This window comes from Pseudomonas sp. B14-6 (assembly GCF_013260315.1).
In the GTDB taxonomy this organism is placed as follows: Bacteria; Pseudomonadota; Gammaproteobacteria; order Pseudomonadales; family Pseudomonadaceae; genus Aquipseudomonas; species Aquipseudomonas mandelii.
On sequence record NZ_CP053929.1, the window covers coordinates 1,306,145 to 1,321,092 of the forward strand.

Annotated in this window: 13 protein-coding genes and 1 pseudogene; 5 read left to right on the forward strand and 9 right to left on the reverse strand. The window is 60.4% G+C overall.

Annotated elements, in window-relative coordinates:
• Positions 1 to 50 precede the first annotated feature (50 nt).
• On the forward strand, positions 51 to 1,553 hold the full coding sequence (nhaB, locus tag HP062_RS05915; protein WP_172791057.1) for a sodium/proton antiporter NhaB: 1,503 nt from the start codon (positions 51 to 53) through the stop codon (positions 1,551 to 1,553).
• 89 nt (positions 1,554 to 1,642) lie between these two features.
• Here the strand turns inward: nhaB and HP062_RS05920 are convergent, their stop codons facing one another.
• The 3 genes from HP062_RS05920 to gnd are packed head-to-tail and all read right to left on the reverse strand — an operon-like array spanning position 1,643 to position 4,964.
• Positions 1,643 to 2,467 carry an HAD family hydrolase gene (locus HP062_RS05920; protein ID WP_172791058.1) on the reverse strand — a complete coding sequence of 275 codons (825 nt, stop codon included), beginning with the start codon at positions 2,465 to 2,467 and terminating at the stop codon, positions 1,643 to 1,645.
• Positions 2,464 to 3,987 carry a glucose-6-phosphate dehydrogenase gene (zwf, locus tag HP062_RS05925; RefSeq protein WP_010460563.1) on the reverse strand — a complete coding sequence of 508 codons (1,524 nt, stop codon included), beginning with the start codon at positions 3,985 to 3,987 and terminating at the stop codon, positions 2,464 to 2,466. Before zwf ends, HP062_RS05920 begins: the two co-directional genes overlap by 4 nt.
• A complete protein-coding gene (gene gnd / locus HP062_RS05930; RefSeq protein WP_083376680.1) occupies positions 3,984 to 4,964 on the reverse strand; it encodes a phosphogluconate dehydrogenase (NAD(+)-dependent, decarboxylating) in 981 nt (326 codons plus the stop codon). The genes zwf and gnd overlap by 4 nt, the downstream gene beginning before the upstream one ends.
• Positions 4,965 to 5,236: 272 nt before the next feature.
• Between gnd and HP062_RS05935 the strand changes: the two genes are divergently transcribed.
• The 4 genes from HP062_RS05935 (at position 5,237) to HP062_RS05950 (ending at position 10,119) form a co-directional block, all read left to right on the forward strand.
• Positions 5,237 to 5,419 carry a DUF6026 family protein gene (locus tag HP062_RS05935; protein ID WP_077747795.1) on the forward strand — a complete coding sequence of 61 codons (183 nt, stop codon included), beginning with the start codon at positions 5,237 to 5,239 and terminating at the stop codon, positions 5,417 to 5,419.
• Between the two features lie 209 nt (positions 5,420 to 5,628).
• Entirely contained in the window at positions 5,629 to 7,374 is a 1,746-nt protein-coding gene (locus HP062_RS05940; protein WP_083376679.1) for a phosphoethanolamine transferase CptA, read from the forward strand.
• A gap of 201 nt (positions 7,375 to 7,575) precedes the next feature.
• A complete protein-coding gene (locus HP062_RS05945; protein ID WP_172791059.1) occupies positions 7,576 to 9,813 on the forward strand; it encodes a TonB-dependent siderophore receptor in 2,238 nt (745 codons plus the stop codon).
• Between the two features lie 96 nt (positions 9,814 to 9,909).
• Complete coding sequence (locus HP062_RS05950) at positions 9,910 to 10,119, forward strand: hypothetical protein (protein ID WP_010460570.1); 210 nt, start codon at positions 9,910 to 9,912, stop codon at positions 10,117 to 10,119.
• 56 nt (positions 10,120 to 10,175) lie between these two features.
• Here HP062_RS05950 and chrA read toward each other — a convergent pair whose 3' ends face one another.
• From chrA to HP062_RS05980, 6 genes and pseudogenes are all read right to left on the reverse strand, one after another.
• Complete coding sequence (gene chrA, locus HP062_RS05955) at positions 10,176 to 11,384, reverse strand: chromate efflux transporter (RefSeq protein ID WP_102595628.1); 1,209 nt, start codon at positions 11,382 to 11,384, stop codon at positions 10,176 to 10,178.
• Positions 11,385 to 11,390: 6 nt separating this feature from the next.
• Positions 11,391 to 11,882 carry a GNAT family N-acetyltransferase gene (locus tag HP062_RS05960; RefSeq protein WP_010460575.1) on the reverse strand — a complete coding sequence of 164 codons (492 nt, stop codon included), beginning with the start codon at positions 11,880 to 11,882 and terminating at the stop codon, positions 11,391 to 11,393.
• Positions 11,883 to 11,984: 102 nt separating this feature from the next.
• A complete protein-coding gene (locus HP062_RS05965; RefSeq protein WP_172791060.1) occupies positions 11,985 to 12,566 on the reverse strand; it encodes a DinB family protein in 582 nt (193 codons plus the stop codon).
• Between the two features lie 18 nt (positions 12,567 to 12,584).
• A pseudogene (gene zapE / locus HP062_RS05970) lies at positions 12,585 to 13,702 on the reverse strand (cell division protein ZapE).
• 27 nt (positions 13,703 to 13,729) lie between these two features.
• A complete protein-coding gene (locus HP062_RS05975) occupies positions 13,730 to 14,071 on the reverse strand; it encodes a nuclear transport factor 2 family protein (RefSeq protein WP_077747789.1) in 342 nt (113 codons plus the stop codon).
• A 52-nt stretch (positions 14,072 to 14,123) separates the two neighbouring features.
• Complete coding sequence (locus tag HP062_RS05980; RefSeq protein WP_172791061.1) at positions 14,124 to 14,840, reverse strand: YafY family protein; 717 nt, start codon at positions 14,838 to 14,840, stop codon at positions 14,124 to 14,126.
• Between the last annotated feature and the right edge of the window lie 108 nt (positions 14,841 to 14,948).

The following is a 14,948-nucleotide window of genomic DNA, read 5'->3' on the forward strand; positions in this document are numbered from 1 at the left end:
TCCCGTCGGCTTACGGCAAGTTGCGCGCTTCTTAATACAAGGAGTAGCCGATGTCCGGTTCAATGGCCCAGGCCTTCGCGCACAACTTTCTAGGCCACTCGCCTCGCTGGTACAAGGCGAGCATTGTCGGTTTCCTGATTCTCAACGCCCTGGTGTTGTGGACCGTCGGTCCGGTAGCAGCCGGTTGGCTCCTGGTGCTGGAGTTCATCTTCACCCTGGCCATGGCGCTCAAATGTTATCCGCTGATGCCCGGCGGGTTGCTGCTGATTGAAGCGCTGCTGCTGAAAATGACCACGCCACAGGCGCTCTATGACGAACTGATACACAACTTTCCGGTGATCCTGCTGCTGATGTTCATGGTGGCGGGCATCTACTTCATGAAAGACCTGCTGCTGTTTCTGTTCTCGCGCCTGCTGCTGGGGGTTCGTTCCAAGGCCCTGCTGGCCTTGATGTTCTGCTTTCTCTCGGCGTTTCTGTCGGCGTTCCTCGACGCCCTGACGGTGACGGCGGTGATCATCAGTGCCGCCGTGGGGTTTTACTCGGTGTATCACCGCGTCGCCTCGGGCAATGATCCGCGTCAGGACAGTGAGTTCAGTGATGACCAGCACCTGCCCAAATTGCACCACGACGACCTCGATCAGTTCCGTGCTTTCCTGCGTAGCCTGCTGATGCACGGCGCTGTGGGCACGGCATTGGGTGGCGTCTGTACGCTGGTCGGCGAGCCGCAAAACCTGTTGATCGGCCATGAAATGGGCTGGCACTTCGCCGAGTTTTTCCTGAAGGTCGCCCCGGTGTCGCTGCCCGTGCTGGCAGCGGGCCTGGTGACGTGCGTACTGTTGGAGAAACTGCGCTGGTTCGGTTATGGCACGCTGCTGCCGGACAACGTGCGCATCGTGCTGGCCAACTATGCGGCCGAAGACAATGCCGAACGCACTTCACGCCAGCGCGCAGCGTTGCTGGTGCAAGGCGCGGCGGCGCTGATCCTGATTGCCGGGCTGGCATTTCATATCGCCGAGGTCGGCCTGATCGGCTTGATGGTGATCGTGTTGATCACCGCCTTCACCGGCATCACCGACGAGCACCGCATCGGCAACGCGTTCAAGGACGCCATGCCGTTCACCGCATTGCTGGTGGTGTTCTTCGCGGTGGTTGCGGTCATCCACGATCAGCAGTTGTTCACGCCGCTGATCCAGTGGGTGCTGGCGCTGCCGGCCGATCAGCAGCCGGGCATGTTGTTCATTGCCAACGGTTTGCTGTCGGCCATCAGCGACAACGTGTTTGTGGCGACCATTTACATCACCGAAGTGAAACAGGCGTTCATCTCCGGCCACATGAGCCGCGAGCATTTTGAAACGCTGGCGATTGCGATCAATACCGGCACCAACCTGCCGAGCGTGGCGACACCCAATGGCCAGGCGGCGTTTCTGTTTTTGCTGACATCGGCGATTGCGCCGCTGATTCGCCTGTCGTATGGGCGGATGGTGTGGATGGCGGTGCCGTACACGGTGGTGATGGGTGTGCTGGGTTGGTACGCCGTGAGTTTCTGGCTTTGAGTTAGCAGGTTTGACGCCTTCGCGGGCAAGCCTCGCTCCCACAGGTCAGTGTAGGAGCGAGGCTTGCCCGCGAAGAACGATAACGCGGTTTAACCCGCGTTGAGGATGTATTGCTCGATCGCCTGGGCCGCGCCGTCTTCGGTATTGGCACCTGTCACCACGTCGGCCTGGCGCTTCACCGCTTCTTCCGCCTGCCCCATGGCAATCGACAACCCGGCACGATGAAACATCGCCGGGTCATTGCCGCCATCGCCCATCGCGGCAGTCTGCTCCAGCGGCACACCGAGAAACTCCGCCAGTGTCGCCAGTGCGGCACCCTTGTTGGCGAGCATCGCTGTCACGTCCAGGTACACCGGTTGCGACCGCGAGACTTGTGCCTGGCCTTCCACTTTCGGCAGCAGCTGGGCTTCCAGCTCAATCAACAACTGCGTGTTGTGGCTGGTGGCAACAATCTTGTCGATGCGCGTCAGATACGGCTCGAAACTCTCGACCACCACCGGCGGATAGCCGAGGCCGTGCTGCTCGCGTGGGACCATCGGCCCGCTCGGGTCTTTCAGCAACCAGTCACCGCCACTGAACACCCAGATTTCCACATCCGCCTGATCGGCAAACAGCGCCAACGCCGTCAGCGCAGCCGTGGCCGGCAAATAATGCGCGACCAGCACGCTGCCGTCCGGATGGACGATCGTGCCGCCATTGAATGCCGCCGTCGGCAGGTCGACACCGAGGGCTTCGATCTGCTGCAGCATGGCTTTCGGTGGACGCCCGGTGGCCAGGCTGAACAGCACGCCGGCCTCACGTAACGAACGGACGGCCTCGATGGTGCGCTGACTGAGGCTGTGATCGGGCAGCAGTAAAGTGCCGTCCATGTCACTCAGCAGAAAACGGATGGATTGTGGCGTGACGTCACTCATCCGAGGCTGTGCCAGACGCGACCGTCGCGGGCCAGCAGTTCATCAGCCGCCTCCGGGCCGTTCTCTCCCGCCGGATAGCGCTGCACGCTCGCGTCCTGCTGCCAGGCATCGAGGAATGGCTGCACGGCGCGCCAGCCGTTCTCGATGTTGTCGGCGCGCTGGAACAGCGTCTGATCACCCGTCAGGCAATCGTAGATCAGCGTTTCGTAGCCGGTGGACGGCTGCATTTCAAAGAAATCCTTGTAGGCAAAACCCAACTCGATGTTGGCCATTTTCAAGGCCGGCCCGGGCCGCTTGGCCAACAGGTCGAACCACATGCCTTCGTTGGGTTGAATCTGAATCCGCAGGTAAGTCGGTTGCAGCTCATCGACCTCGGTATCGCGGAACTGCGCGTAGGGCGCAGGTTTGAAGCAGATGACGATCTCGGTGTCACGCACACTCATGCGTTTGCCGGTGCGCAGGTAAAACGGCACGCCGACCCAACGCCAGTTGTCGATCATGACCTTGAGCGCGACGTAGGTTTCGGTGTTGCTGTCGGACGCTACGTTGGCTTCCTCACGATAACCCGCCAAGGACTTGCCATCGAGTTCGCCGGCCGCGTATTGGCCACGCACCGAGTTGGCCCGCGCCTCTTCCGTGGACCACGGACGTATCGCGCCGACCACTTTGGCCTTCTCGCCACGGACCGCATCGGCGCCAAAGGCTGCCGGCGGTTCCATCGCGACCATTGCCAGCAACTGGAACAAGTGATTGGGCACCATGTCCCGCAAGGCGCCCGTGTGTTCATAAAAACTGCCACGGGTTTCCACGCCGACGGTTTCGGCGGCGGTGATCTGCACGTGGTCGATGTAATGGTTGTTCCAGAACGCTTCGAACAGGCTGTTGGAGAACCGGCTGATCAAAATGTTCTGCACGGTTTCCTTGCCCAGGTAGTGATCGATCCGGTAAATCTGGTTTTCCGACATCACCTTGAGCAGACATGCATTCAACGCTTCGGCGGTGTGCAGATCGGAGCCGAACGGTTTTTCGATCACCACCCTTCTGAACGCTTCGGGTGTCTCTTGCAGCAAGCCGGCGGTGCCGAGGCGGCGCACCACTTCACTGAAGAAACGTGGCGCGGTGGCCAGGTAGAACACCGCATTGCCCGTGCCGCTGGCGGCGATTTTCGCCGCCAGCGCTTGATACGTGCTGTCGTCCAGGAAGTCGCCCTGGACGTAGCTGATGCCTTTGGCCAGTTTGGCCCACAGTGCCGGGTCAAGGGCTTCATCGCCCTTGCCGACTTTGGTGGCCGCTTCGGTGCGGATGAAATCTTCAAGCTTCTGCGCAAAGGCTTCGTCACTGATGGCGTTGTGGTCAACGCCGATGATCCGCAGTCCATCGCCTAGCAGACCGTCGCGACTCAGGTTGTACAGCGCCGGCATCAGCAAGCGCTTGACCAGGTCACCATGGGCACCGAACAGAAACAACGTGGTCGGTGGTGCGGGTTCTGCTTTCGATTTATTGCGGATCAGACGGGTCATTTTTTCGAAGTCTCCACGTGGCCGCCGAAGCCGAAGCGCTGGGCCGAGAGGATCTTGTCGCCAAAGGTGCCTTGGCCGCGCGAACGGTAGCGCGAGAACAGCGAGTTCGACAGCACCGGTACAGGCACCGATTGCTCCATGGCGGCTTCGATGGTCCAGCGGCCTTCACCGCTGTCAGCCACGGAGCCGGAGTACCCGTCGAGTTTCGGATCGCTGGCCAGTGCGTCGGCGGTCAGGTCGAGCAACCACGACGACACCACGCTGCCACGGCGCCAGACTTCGGCGATGTCGGCCACGTTCAGGTCGAAACGCTGGTCTTCCGGCAGGTTTTCGCTGGCTTTGGTCTTGAGGATGTCGAAGCCTTCGGCGAAGGCCTGCATCATTCCGTACTCGATGCCGTTGTGGATCATCTTCACGAAATGGCCAGAACCTGCAGGGCCGGCGTGGATGTAACCGCGCTCGGCGCGATCGTCTTCCGACTTGCGGTCCTTGGTACGCGGGATGTCACCTATGCCGGGGGCCAGGCTGTCGAACAGCGGATCTAGGCGTTTCACCACCTCGGCTTCGCCGCCGATCATCATGCAGTAACCGCGCTCCAGGCCCCAGACGCCGCCGGATGTGCCGACATCGACGTAGTGCAGGCCTTTTTCCGACAGGGTTTTCGCCCGGCGGATGTCGTCCTTATAGAAGGTGTTGCCGCCGTCGATGATGGTGTCGCCGGCTTCGAGCAAGGTGCTCAGGGAGTCGATGGTGTCTTCGGTCGGCGCGCCGGCCGGCAGCATGACCCACACCGCACGTGGCTTGGCCAGGCCTGCGACCAGCGCCGGCAAGTCGATGACGCCCTTGGCGCCTTCTGCTGCCAGGGTGTCGACGAAGGCGGTATTGCGGTCGTAAACAACGGTGGTATGCCCGTTGAGCATCAGGCGACGCGCAATATTTCCGCCCATGCGGCCCAGTCCAATAATCCCGAGTTGCATGTGCTGATGCTCCCTACTACAAATAAAGTGTGTCAAAGGTTATAGCCCAACGCGACCAATGAGGGTTAGTCCAGAGCGTTGGCGTGAAGTTTCCGGGCATTGTGCCCGATCCTGACTGATAACGTCGGAAATCGAACTCAAGACACAACGACCATGAAAAATAAAAAAGTTCCCTTCAGGGGCAAAAGAAATCAAAATCGGTGCCGATAGTAATACAGCACCCGATGTCGGGGCGGTTTTACAGTTGATGCACGCCATTTGCGAGGTGAGCAATGGGCACAGTACAAGCAGCACGGCCAGCACAAACCCTTTACGTCACGATCCGTCGTGATGAATTGCGCCAGTTGAAAGAAGAGCGCGACCTGTTGAAGCAGGAGCTCGCGCAGCTGCGCTTACTCACACAAAGCTCTTCGGCTCAGCCCTTGCCCGTCACCGCGCGCGCACCACACGCCTGATCCCCCGCCTGACTCGGAAACAGCCTTCTGCTGTTTCCGACACCGCTTCCCAGCCTTGCCGTTTGCGGCAACTCACAAAGTTTTCACATCGAAGTGTTGATACTCCGGCTCATTATGGCCGCTCGGTATCCGTGCGGTTTCCGTTCGTCGGCAACATGGAAGGCTCCCGACGGGTCGACGCGATTTGATTTTTTTGGCTGGAGCGCTGAATGACTGTGTTTAAACGCAGCAATACGACTGCGAAAGGTTTTGATTGGGCAGGATTTCTCTGGTTGTTCCTGTTCTTCTGGTATTTTTCCGGCATCACCCAATTACTCATTCAATTGACGGGCACCTCGGGCTTCACCGGGTTCCGCCAAGCCTTTGTGATGAGCGCCATCTGGCTTGCACCGATGCTGCTGTTCCCTAGACAGACACGTGTCATGGCCGCGGTGATCGGCGTGGTGCTGTGGGCCTGCTCGATGGCCAGCCTGGGTTACTTCTTCATCTATCAGCAGGAATTCTCCCAGAGCGTCATCTTCATCATGTTCGAATCGAACATCAGTGAAGCGGGCGAGTACATGACCCAGTATTTCGCCTGGTGGATGGTGGCGGCGTTCCTCGCCCACACGCTGTTTGCTTATTTCCTGTGGACCCGCTTGCGCCCGGTGTACATGCCCCGTGGACGTGCGCTGGTGGCTGCAACCGCCATTCTGGTGGCCGTGGTCGGTTACCCGCTGATCAAGCAAACCGCGCGTACCGGCAGCCTGGCTGGTGGCTTCGAGAAATTCGAAACCCGTATCGAGCCGGCGGTGCCTTGGCAGATGGCAGTGGCGTATCACCGTTACCTCGACACCCTGGCCGGCATGCAAGACATGCTCGATAGCGCGAGCAAGATCCCACCGCTCAAGAACCTCAAGGACACGATGGCCAACCAGCCAGCGACCCTGGTGCTGGTGATCGGCGAGTCCACCAACCGTCAGCGCATGAGCCTCTATGGCTACCCGCGTGAAACCACGCCGGAACTGGACAAGCTCAAGGATCAGATGGCGGTCTTCGACAACGTCATCACCCCGCGCCCGTACACCATCGAGGCGTTGCAGCAGGTGCTGACGTTCGCCGACGAAGAAAACCCGGACCTTTACCTGTCCACGCCGTCCCTGGTCAGCATGATGAAACAGGCCGGTTACAAGACCTTCTGGATCACCAACCAGCAAACCATGACCAAGCGCAACACCATGCTCACCACGTTCTCCGAACAGGCCGACGAGCAGGTGTACCTGAACAACAATCGAAACCAGAACGCCGCGCAGTACGATGGCGACGTCATCGCGCCATTCAACAAGGCCCTGGCAGACGCCGCACCGCGCAAGCTGATCGTGGTGCATTTGCTCGGCACGCACATGAGCTATCAGTACCGGTACCCACCGACCTTCAACAAGTTCACCGATCGCAAAGGCGTGCCGGAAGGCGTGCGTGACGATCAGGTACCAACGTACAACAGCTATGACAACGCCGTGCTGTACAACGACTTCGTGGTGTCGAGCCTGATCAAGGACTACGCCAAGTCAGATCCGAACGGCTTCCTGATGTATCTCTCGGACCACGGCGAAGATGTCTTCGACTCCGTGGGCCACAGCACGCTGGGACGCAACGAGGCCAAGCCGACGGCGCCGATGTACACCATTCCGTTCATGGCCTGGGCTTCGCCGAAATGGCGTGAAACCCACGACTGGAGTTTTGCCGGTGACCTGGCACGGCCTTACAGCAGCTCGCAGCTGATCCACACCTGGGCGGACTTGGCGGGTCTGAGTTTTGATGAGCTGGACCGCAGCAAGAGCCTGGTCAGCGACAGCTTCACGCCGCGTCCATTGATGATCGGCAATCCGTATGAGCGTCAGTCGCGCCCGCTGATCGACTTCAGCCTGATGAAACCGAAAAGCACGCCGACCGATCCGGCAGTCGCGCAGAAATGATGCCCTGAGGGATCGGCGCCGATCTTTCACTCTGTCGAGAACCCTGCGGGAGCTTGCTCCCCCAGGGTTACACCAGCCCCCGTCTTAACCTCTCCGAAACATCTTAAAATAACAATAATTCTCGTTTAGACCTAAATCCCCTCTCCCCCTTCGTCTTTGAACAAACGGAATTTTTCCCTCGAAGACAAGGAGTCGGCTGCGATGTTCGCGCCTATCACCCGTTCCATGACCTTTACCCTGGGCATTTGCAGTGCTGCCCTGAGCCCCGACCTGCTGGCTGAAACCGCCCCGGATCAAGAGCCGAGCCGTACCCTTGAACTGGGTGCAACCAATGTGACAGCCCAGGGATTGGGCAGCACCACCGAAAACACCGAGTCATACACCACCGGTGCCATGAGCACCGCTACGCGGCTCAACCTGTCGATCAAGGAAACGCCGCAATCGGTGTCCGTGGTCACGCGCCAGCAAATGGACGACTTCAAACTCGGCACGCTTTCCGAAGCCATGAGCCAGACCACCGGCGTGGTGGTTCAGCACAACGATTCGGATCGCGTCAGCTATTCGTCCCGTGGTTACTCGATCAACAACTTCCAGATCGATGGAATGCTCAACACCTTCAGCTACATGAAGTCCGATTCCGACACCATTATTTACGACCGCATCGAAGTGGTTCGCGGCGCGACCGGCCTGACCACGGGCGCCGGCGATCCTTCCGCGACGATCAACATGGTGCGCAAACGGCCGACCGCACAATGGGAGGCCCAGACCGGTGTCAGCGGCGGCAGCTATGACGATTACTACAGTTACGTCGATGTCGGCGGACCGCTGGCCTTCGACGGCCGTCTGCGCGGTCGCGGTGTGCTGGCTTATCGCGACAGCGGTTCCTACCGAGACAAGTACGCGTTGCAACGGGAGGTCGGCTACGGGATTCTCGAAGCCGACCTGACCGATGACACCGTGCTGGCCGTGGGATACGACTACCAAAACAAACAGGTGCAAGGCACCTCTTGGGGCACTGTGCCCTACTGGAATGCTGACGGCAGCAAAGCCAACCTCGGACGCTCCACCAACATGGCCACGCCTTGGAGTTCCTGGCCACTGAAAGACAAGACCGCGTTTGCCACGCTGGACCAGCAACTGGGCGCCGGCTGGCACCTCAAGGCCGCTTACACCCACCGTGAGAGTGACACCGACGGCAAGATCTACTACGGCGGTGGCGGCTTCCCCGAGGCAGATCGCAGCGGCATGATCGCCAACGTCAGCCACATGGTCGGCACGCAAAAAATGAAAGCCTATGACTTCAACGTGTCCGGCCCTTATTCGCTGCTCGGGCGTGAGCACGAAATGATGATCGGCTATGGCGAAGCCGAACGCAGCGAAGACAACCCTTACACGGTAGACGGCCCGCGGTCGCCGGATTACGAGAAAGTCCCCGACTGGAAGTACATGGGTGGCATTCCCAAATTCCCGGACACCGTCACCGGCCTGAAAGGCTCCGATGAAAGCACCCGGCAAAAGGCCGGTTACCTGGCCACGCGCCTGACCCTGACCGACGACCTGCACGCGGTACTCGGCAGTCGCTATGGCACGTGGGAAATTTCAAGAAAGGCCAACCAATACGACGGCAATCTGCAACTGACCGGTGTCGAATCCACCAGCCAGAAGCACAACGACATGTGGACACCGTACGCCGGGCTGCTCTACGACATCACGCCTGAATACACCGCTTATGTCAGCTACACCGATATTTTCAAGCCGCAGGACGAGCGTGACAGCAATCACAACTACCTCGAGCCAGTGGTCGGCAGCAACTATGAACTGGGGCTCAAGGGCAGCCTGCTCGAAGAGCGACTGAACCTCGCCACCGCGGTGTTCTGGAGCAAGCAGGATAACGTGGCCGAACTCGACGACTCGGTGCCACCGGACCCGGTCACCGGAGAGGAGTTCTTTAAATCGGGCGGCAAAGGCAACAAAGTCCAGGGTTTCGAAGCCGAGGTCTCAGGTGAAGTGATGGCAGGCTGGAACATGACGGCCGGCTACACCTACACCCACTCGGCCAATGGCGAGAAGCAGCGCAACAACACCAACCAGCCGTTGAACATGTTCCGCTTCTCCACGGCTTACCGCTTGCCCGGCGACTGGCAGGCACTGACCGTGGGCGGCGCGGTGAACTGGCAAAGCGACGTCTACCGCGCCGCCAGGCGCCCGATCGGCCGTGGCGCCGATGGCGAGATCATCACCGCCAGCACCCACATCCGTCAGGAGGCCTACACCGTGGTCAAACTGATGTCGCGCTACGCATTTGATCAGCACCTGTCGGCTTCGCTGAACGTCGATAACCTGTTCGACAAGAAGTATTACGACAACGTCGGCTTCTACAACGGCGTCTACTGGGGTGACCCGCGCACGGTCACCCTGAGCCTGGACTGGAAGCTCTGACGCAGATCATATCCAGCTGACGGAATCGGCGGATAATGGCTTGGCAACATTGGTTCATGGACGAAAGAGCACCCTATCCGCAGTAGGAGGCACACCATGAAACGTACCGCGTTGATCCTTGCCAGTCTGATGATGTTCGGTTCGACCGCAGCCTTTGCCGAAGGCGGTGCCGAGCGCATGAGGTATTACTTCGAAACCCTGCACTTCAAACAACAGCAGGCCAACGGCATCGAGACCAGGACGATCGAGCTGAGGGTTCCGAACGATCAGACCGCGCAAGTGACCGAAACCTATCGGCCGACATAAACGATGGCAAACGGGCGTTCTGAGGGACGCCCTTTTTTATGCCCGCTCGACAGTTTTCACGCGCCCAGCAGCACCCCGCAAAACCCGCCCAGCAGCACCAGTAACCACGGCGGGCACCGCCAGAACAGCAGCGCCATCAATGCCAGGACTGCCATCAGAACATCCAGCGGCCCGAGGATCGAGGTGGTCCACAATGGCTGATACAACGCAGCCAGCAACAACCCGACCACCCCGGCGTTCACCCCGGCCAGCGCCGCTTGCACTCGGCCGATGCCACGCAAGCGCTGCCAGAACGGCAGGACGCCGATCACCAGCAGCAGCGACGGCAGGAAAATCGCCAGGACGCACACCAGCGCGCCGCTCCAGCCGCTGATGGACGCGCCAAGGAATGCCGCAAACGTGAACAATGGTCCTGGCATCGCTTGCGCGGCGGCGTAACCGGCGAGAAACACGTCATTGTCGAGCAATCCCGTGCTCACGACCTGGCTTTGCAACAGCGGCAACACCACATGGCCGCCGCCAAACACCAGCGCCCCCGTGCGGTAGAAACGGTCGAACAGGCTGGTCAGCGAGTCCGGCCAGTAATGCGCAATCAACGGCAACCCCAACAGCAACGTCACGAACACAGCCATTGCCAGCCAGCCGGCCACGCGACTGACCCGAATCGACAAACCCTCCCGTGGCGCTGCATTGGCGTTGTGCAGCAAGACCAGGCCGATCAGCGCCGCCACGGCCATCACCGTCAGTTGCCCGCCCATCGTTGGCCAGAGCAACACCCCGGCAGTTGCCAGCAGCGTGATGCCCACTTGCACCGGACCTCGGCATAACGTGCGGGCCATTCCCCACACGGCCTGGGCAACCACGGCGACGGCGACAATTTTCAGCCCGTGAATCAAACCGGCCGGCAACGCCCAGCCACCGTGGGTGATGCCCAATGCCAGCAGCGTCAGGATCAGCGCCGAGGGCAAGGTAAACCCTGCCCACGCCGCCAATGCCCCCCAATAGCCGGCGCGGGACAAACCCAGCGCCATGCCCACCTGGCTGCTCGCCGGGCCCGGCAGAAACTGGCACAGGGCAATCAGTTCGGCGTAGGCGGCTTCGCCGAGCCAGCGCCGACGCGCCACGAACTCGTCACGAAAATAGCCCAGATGGGCGACAGGACCGCCAAACGAGGTCAGCCCCAGGCGCAGAAAGATCAGGAAAATCGCCCACGGCTTGTCCGTTTTCACGGGTGCCCTGCCTTGCGCGTCATCGAGGCGGCTCATGTGGCGTTAAAGGTCCTTGGTCCAAAACAGCATTCGGCCATGGGCCGGGTCGAACATGCCGGGGGCAAATCCGAACTTGCCATAAGACGCCTGCGCGACGGCATTACCCTCGAGGACTTCCAGGGTGATCTTGCAGCAGCCGCGCTGACGGGCGATGTCTTCAACTTTTTGCAGCATCTTCTGGCTCAACCCCAGGCCGCGAAACCTGGGCATCACCGCCACATCGTGCACGTTGACCAGCGGCCGGCAGGCAAACGTCGAGAAACCTTCGAAGCAATTGACCAGCCCGGCCGGTTCGCCACCGACAAACGCCAGCACGCTGAATGCATGGGGACGCTTGGCCAGTTCCCCCGGCAGTTGCCGCAGGATGTCCTCGGGCAGTGGGTGCCCGCCGCCCATCGGGTCTTCGGCGTAGGCATTGAGCACCACACCGATTGCCTCGGCATGCAGCCCATTGGTGTAGCTGGCCTGAAGCACTAGAATTTCTGCGGATTCCATTTCCATCGTCAACGTCCCGTCAAATTGGCCCAGCGCGTCGCTCGCGCCGGGAGGTCGATGGACATTATCGCGAGGTGTATTCGGCGGCAACCCGAACCTGTTTCAAACGCCCCAGATCAGCGTTTCGGTCCAGCCCAACTCGGCAAAATCCTCAGCCCTCAGGTGCGATTCCCCGGCGCAGAAAAACTCGTCCAGCTGCGGCGGCTTGACCGAGGTGCCGCTGAGCATCGCGTGGACCTGGCCGCGATGATGCAGCTGGTGTTCGAACAAATGCGACAGCAGGCGCAGACGGCTGTCATGTTGCGGCGTGTCCCGGGCGATGGTCACGATTCGCCCCAGATCGGCGTCGCGCAATTGTTCGCAATAGGCAATAAGGCGACGGTCCACATGCGCTTGTTCACGCTGCAGGTCGGCGGCCAACGCGAACGGCTCTTGTTTGGCAAAGAACACATAGCAATCAGGATGCGGATCGTCCCCGCGCAGTTCCCGCTCCAGCGCATCCACGTAAAACCAGTCGCACGTCAGGATGTGGTTGAGGGTGGCGATCAGGCTGGGGAAGAAGCTCACTCGCGGTGCCGCCAGTTCGGTCGGGCCCAGCTGAGTCCAGGCCTTGGCGAGTCGGTAATTGGCCCAGGCATTCTGATAGGCCATGGTCAGCAAATGGTGAGACAGAGGCTGATTCATATTCGCGGCTCCCGGCCATCAGGCTTCGGCGAAACGTTGCAACTGCATTTCCTGTAAACGGCTTAACGTGCGGCGGAACGGGAATTCCAGATAACCCTCGGTGTACAACGCCGCCATCGGCACTTGCGCTTCGAGGTACAGCGGCACCTTGCGGTCGTAGCACTCGTCCACCAGGGCAATGAAACGCCGGACACCGTCGTCATGCACCGACAATTGCGGCAGCTCGCGATCACCGGCCACGACCCGTTCGGCACCGTCTTCCGTGCCTCGGGCGATGCGCCCTTCACGTTTCTGTGCGCTCAGATTTGGCACTTCACTCAACAGAATAGCGCTGAAGGTGTCGCACAGCGCCATGAAGTCCATGGCGGCGAACGGTTGTTCGCACAGGTCGGCGTAGCGGCACCAGAGTACTGTCGAACTGGCCTGCACCACAGTGACCGAGCGGTAACCAACCGTGATCGGATCGCTGGACGTGGGCTGGCCTGCGGTCAACCCGTTGAACACCTCACCGAGCGCGCTCGGCTGCCCGGGCGCCGCCACCCAATACCGTTGCAGACCCGCGCCGGGATGCAGGCGATGGTCTTCGCCGCCATCCACCGCGATCACCTGCATGTGTTTTTTGATCGCTTCGATGGCGGGCACGAAGCGGTCACGGTTGAAGCCATCGGCGTATAGCTGGTCCGGCGGTTGATTGGAGGTGCAGACCACCACCACGCCCTGCTCGAACATCACCTGAAACAAACGCCCGAGAATGATCGCGTCGCCGATGTCGTTGACGAACAGTTCATCGAAACACAGCACCCGCACTTCCTGGCTCAACTCACGGGCCAGCGCCTTCAACGGGTCGGCGGTGCCGGTCAGCTGGAACGAGCGCTGATGCACCCAGCCCATGAAATGGTGAAAGTGTTGGCGTCGGGCCGGGACCTTGAGGTTTTGGTAGAACTGATCCATCAACCAGGTCTTGCCCCGTCCGACCGGCCCCAGAGGTAAACGCCGGTGATCGGCGTGCGGCCTTCATGCAGGGCTTCGTGGCATTTTTGCAGCGCCCACACGGCATGTTCCTGGGCTTCGTCCTGGACGAAGCCCTTCTGTTCAATGGCGTGTTGCCAGGCGCTTAGGGGAGAGTCGACATTCATGCGCGGCAGTATGCCATGCGCTCGGGTTTACAGAGAGATGTCCAGCCGGGCGATCTTGCCCTGCTCGTTGAGGCGGAACATGTAGCGCAGTTCCAGCGGACTGCCGGGAAAGGTCCCGGAAATCAGGTTGTGCACCAGGACTTTGCCGGTACGTTGCTGAACGTCGAGCACTTCGACCCGTGGTTCATAACGCTGCGCGGTGTCTTGCATCCATTGGGCGATGGCTTGCGTGCCGATCCGGTGTTGGCCCTCATCGAACACGTTGGCGTCCTCAGCAAAAAAACTGCCGACCCGCGAGGTGTCGCGGGCATTGGCGGCAGCAATGTAGGCGGCGATGGCGGGTGCCAGTGAAGAGGCTGGATTGGACATGGGTGCGGCTCCTTGTTGTTTGATTCTGGAGCCATGCTAGAACAGGTCTGTGTCAATTCTTGTCAGGAGTGAAACGCCCGGCGTCATCCAGTTGCATCTGCTTGTGCCAGGTGCGCAACAGGTCGCTGCGTCGCCCCGGATAGCGCTCGCCCTGCTCGTGAGCGGCCGAGATCCGGTCGGTACGAAACGTGCGGTAGGCACTGCGCAATTCGCACCAGGCGACAATGATCCGCACCTCATTGAGAAAACCCAGCGCCAATGGCCAGATCAGCCGCTGACTGGGCACCTGTTGAGCGTCTGCATAATCGATGTTCAGCTTGGATTGATCGCGAATCGCCTGGCGAAACACGTTCAACGGCACGGCGTTTTGCGGATACCCATAGCCGCGCGGGCCCGGCAACACCGTCGGGTTGCGCAATGCATCCTGAGCTTCAGGCGCCAACACGGCGGCAATCTTCGCCAGGGCATCGGCCGCGGCTTTGCTCAACACCTCGTCGCCACGCTGATCGACGTAACGCAATCCGAGCACGATGGCTTCGGTTTCGTCGGCATTGAGCATCAGAGGCGGCAGGAACAACCCGCTGCGCAACACGTAACCGACCCCTGCTTCGCCGAAGATGGGTGCGCCCAGCGCGGTCAACTCGGCGATGTCGCGGTACAACGTGCGTTCGGAAAGCTGCAATTCCCCGGCGAGCGTCGCGGCCGTGGCCGGACGACTTTTACCCCGCAGTACTTGCAACAACGTGAGTAAACGAGTGGTACGCGACACGATCGGCAGGCTCTTTCCTGGAAAGTCGTCGGAGCTTAGCAGAGGCCGCTGTCAGAAGTTGGCAGGAGCGCCGCCCTGGTGGTCAGCTGTTTTGCCCTGCCTGGAAAA

Coding starts and splice junctions, on each gene's coding strand:
- nhaB (WP_172791057.1), top strand. CDS start 51: ATGTCCGGTTCAATGGCCCAGGCCTTCGCGCACAACTTTCTAGGCCAC.
- HP062_RS05920 (WP_172791058.1), bottom strand. CDS start 2,467: ATGAGTGACGTCACGCCACAATCCATCCGTTTTCTGCTGAGTGACATG.
- zwf (WP_010460563.1), bottom strand. CDS start 3,987: ATGACCCGTCTGATCCGCAATAAATCGAAAGCAGAACCCGCACCACCG.
- gnd (WP_083376680.1), bottom strand. CDS start 4,964: ATGCAACTCGGGATTATTGGACTGGGCCGCATGGGCGGAAATATTGCG.
- HP062_RS05935 (WP_077747795.1), top strand. CDS start 5,237: ATGGGCACAGTACAAGCAGCACGGCCAGCACAAACCCTTTACGTCACG.
- HP062_RS05940 (WP_083376679.1), top strand. CDS start 5,629: ATGACTGTGTTTAAACGCAGCAATACGACTGCGAAAGGTTTTGATTGG.
- HP062_RS05945 (WP_172791059.1), top strand. CDS start 7,576: ATGTTCGCGCCTATCACCCGTTCCATGACCTTTACCCTGGGCATTTGC.
- HP062_RS05950 (WP_010460570.1), top strand. CDS start 9,910: ATGAAACGTACCGCGTTGATCCTTGCCAGTCTGATGATGTTCGGTTCG.
- chrA (WP_102595628.1), bottom strand. CDS start 11,384: ATGAGCCGCCTCGATGACGCGCAAGGCAGGGCACCCGTGAAAACGGAC.
- HP062_RS05960 (WP_010460575.1), bottom strand. CDS start 11,882: ATGGAATCCGCAGAAATTCTAGTGCTTCAGGCCAGCTACACCAATGGG.
- HP062_RS05965 (WP_172791060.1), bottom strand. CDS start 12,566: ATGAATCAGCCTCTGTCTCACCATTTGCTGACCATGGCCTATCAGAAT.
- HP062_RS05975 (WP_077747789.1), bottom strand. CDS start 14,071: ATGTCCAATCCAGCCTCTTCACTGGCACCCGCCATCGCCGCCTACATT.